This is a genomic window from Desulfuromonadales bacterium, assembly GCA_035620395.1.
Lineage (GTDB): Bacteria > Desulfobacterota > Desulfuromonadia > Desulfuromonadales > DASPGW01 > DASPGW01.
This window is the reverse complement of the sequence record DASPGW010000198.1, coordinates 1-2,582: the sequence shown is the minus strand read 5'-3', so window position 1 is coordinate 2,582 and position 2,582 is coordinate 1. Positions and strand designations below refer to the sequence as shown.

Below are 2,582 nucleotides of genomic sequence, written 5' to 3'. Positions count from 1 at the left end.
GCCGGCAAGACCGGCTGGGTCCGCATGCTGAGCGTGCGCCGCACCGGCCAGGCCGCGGCGGTGAGCGCCGGCAGCCTTTCGCAGGTCGCCTCGGGACGGGCCGGCACCGGCAAGATCGTCGCCACCACCGGCGTCCGCGGCCTCAGCGAAGAAGCGCTGCGGCAGGCTACCTTCAGCGAAGAGGCGGTGGCGGCGGCCGAGAAGTACCGGGTGGGCGCCGCCGAAGCCGACCGCTTCGCCCGCGAAGGCGGACTCAGCCGGCGGCAGGTGCCGGAGCTCTCTGCCCCGGCGGCCCCCGCGAAAGGAGGGAATGCGCAATGAAACGAATCCTTGTCGCCCTTGCCGTCGTTCTGTCCGCGTGCGCGCCGGGGCAGACGCCGCCGCTGACCGACCTCGTCGACACGAAGGCACTCGATGCGGAGGTCAAGAAATCCCTCGGCATCGCTCCGGAACTGCCGGGCGAAGCCGGCGCGAACGTGCCGCTGATCGGGCCGATGAGCGATGCCGACGAGCAGGCCCTCGGCCGCGAGATTGCCGGCCGCCTGCTGGCCGCTTCGCCGCTGGTGCCGAACGAGGCGCTGCAGCTCTACGTCAACCGGGTCGGCCGTTACGTCGCGGCGCAGAGTCTGCGCCCTTCGCTCAACTGGACCTTCGGCGTCATCCAGAGCGATGACATCAACGCCTTTGCCGCCCCCGGCGGCTACATCTTCGTGACGGCCGGACTCTACCGGCTGCTCGAAAACGAAGCCGAACTGGCCGGCGTCCTCGCCCACGAAATCGCCCACGTCAACGAACGCCATCACGTCAAGCTGCTGCAGCAGGCGCGTCTGCTGCAGTTGGGGCAGAGCGCCCTGCTCGGCAAGGCGAAGAGCGATACGGTCAAGAACCTCGCCGGCAGCGGCCTGGAACTCTACGCCCGCTCCCTCGACAAGAACGCCGAATTCGCCTGCGACCGCCTGGCGATCACCTACGCCGCGAAATCCGGCTACGATCCCTTCGCCTACATCGCCGTGCTCGACCGCATCGGCGCCAGCGAGGACGCCGACCAACTGGCGCTGCTCTACAAGACCCATCCGCATCCGGCCGAGCGGCTGGAGGTGCTGGAGAAACTGATGGGTAACCGCTGGGATGCGCTTGGGGGGGCGGGTGTACCGCAGCGATGGGTGGGGCTGGATTAGGTGAAGAAGAACTGAACGACTGCGCCGGCTTCCTGCCGGCGCAGTCAGCCCTACGACATTCGTGGCAAAACCCGAAAAGCCTCTTGCGTTTTTCCGCCGACCGTGCTAAAAGTTTCGCCTGTTGTTTGAGGAAAGAAACGTCGGGGCGTAGCGCAGCCTGGTAGCGCACCTGCTTCGGGAGCAGGGGGCCGGAGGTTCGAATCCTCTCGCCCCGACCATTCCCTTCAACTGCAAAGCGGCCCCGGCCGCTTTTGTGTTTTCAGCGAGTTTTGCATGGCTGTTTTTCTTCTGCTTCTGCTTGGCGCCTACCTGATCGGCGCCATCCCCAGCGGCGTCATCCTCACCCGGCTCGCCGGAGTGGGCGATGTCCGCCAGGCCGGCAGCGGCAACATCGGCGCCACCAACGTCTACCGCGTGGCCGGCCGCCGCCTCGGCATCATCACCCTGGTCTGCGACGCTCTCAAGGGGGTGCTGCCGCTGGCGGTTCTCCTCGCCCTCGGCGGCTTCTCCCCGGCGCAGCTGGCCCTGGTCGCCGCCGCCGCCTTCCTCGGCCACTGCTACCCCGTCTACCTCGGCTTCAAGGGGGGCAAGGGAGTGGCCACCGCCCTCGGCATCTTCCTCGTCCTCTCGCCGCTCTCCGTGCTCGGTGCCTTTCTCGTCTTTGCCGGGATGCTCTGGAAGTGGCGCTACGTCTCCCTCGCCTCGATCACCGCCGCCGCCGTCGTCCCGCTGTTCGTCCTGCTCGCCGAGCGCTCCCTCCCCCTCTTCCTGGCGACCCTCTTCATCAGTGGCATGGTCATCCTGCGCCATCGCACCAACATCGAGCGGCTGCGCAACGGCACCGAAAGCCGTTTCCGGGCTTAAGGCCAGTCGGCCGAGGGCGCTTTCTGGCTTTCCGGTCCACCTCCGGTCCACCCTCTAACTTTGCCGCTTCCCTCCGGAACGGCACTTATGCCACCCGTTTTGGCCTTCTCTCCCACGGGTACCTCCACCGGTCCGCCGGGTCCTCTCCGGTCCAACTCCGTTCCGTCCAACGGGTCGTCAGTGAACAAACGAAAGATTGGAGCAATTCCCTTTCTGGTTGTTCAAACCGCCATTTCTTATTTGAAGCCAGCCCACCCACTATCGATGGCACGAGCGAATCCCCTCTTGGGTGTCTAATGAAACCTTCAAAGCGAGAATGGCCCACCCAGTTTTGGTGTGAGCCATTCTTGTACCTGATAAAAGGCGACTTCAAGAATGCGAAATAGCAAGGGATCTGCCTCTTCAGGAAAACTCACTTCACTGCTGACTGCGAACGGTCTTCAAGAGGTCTTCGATCGGAGCCAGTTCCCGGTCAGGTGGCGTATTTTCTTCGCAGTACTGAACCAAGTGCCACAGCTCATCCAGCTGAAATGGCTTGTG

The 2,582-nt window shown here is 64.9% G+C and carries 3 protein-coding genes and 1 tRNA gene; all 4 read left to right on the top strand.

The features are described from left to right. Positions 1-321 (top strand): hypothetical protein (locus VD811_10915; protein ID HXV21481.1); only part of this gene is annotated, 321 nt, incomplete at its 5' end. Beyond that, the gene (locus tag VD811_10910) at positions 318-1,178 is read left to right on the top strand and encodes a M48 family metalloprotease (GenBank protein HXV21480.1); all 861 of its coding nucleotides are present in this window, start codon (positions 318-320) and stop codon (positions 1,176-1,178) included. The genes VD811_10915 and VD811_10910, both read left to right, overlap by 4 nt. Before the next feature lie 141 nt (positions 1,179-1,319). Next, a tRNA-Pro gene (locus tag VD811_10905) sits at positions 1,320-1,396 on the top strand. 55 nt (positions 1,397-1,451) lie between these two features. Beyond that, positions 1,452-2,042, top strand: coding sequence for a glycerol-3-phosphate 1-O-acyltransferase PlsY (gene plsY, locus VD811_10900; protein ID HXV21479.1), 591 nt, complete (start codon positions 1,452-1,454; stop codon positions 2,040-2,042). Positions 2,043-2,582 lie beyond the last annotated feature (540 nt).

Coding starts and splice junctions, on each gene's coding strand:
- VD811_10910 (HXV21480.1), top strand. CDS start 318: ATGAAACGAATCCTTGTCGCCCTTGCCGTCGTTCTGTCCGCGTGCGCG.
- plsY (HXV21479.1), top strand. CDS start 1,452: ATGGCTGTTTTTCTTCTGCTTCTGCTTGGCGCCTACCTGATCGGCGCC.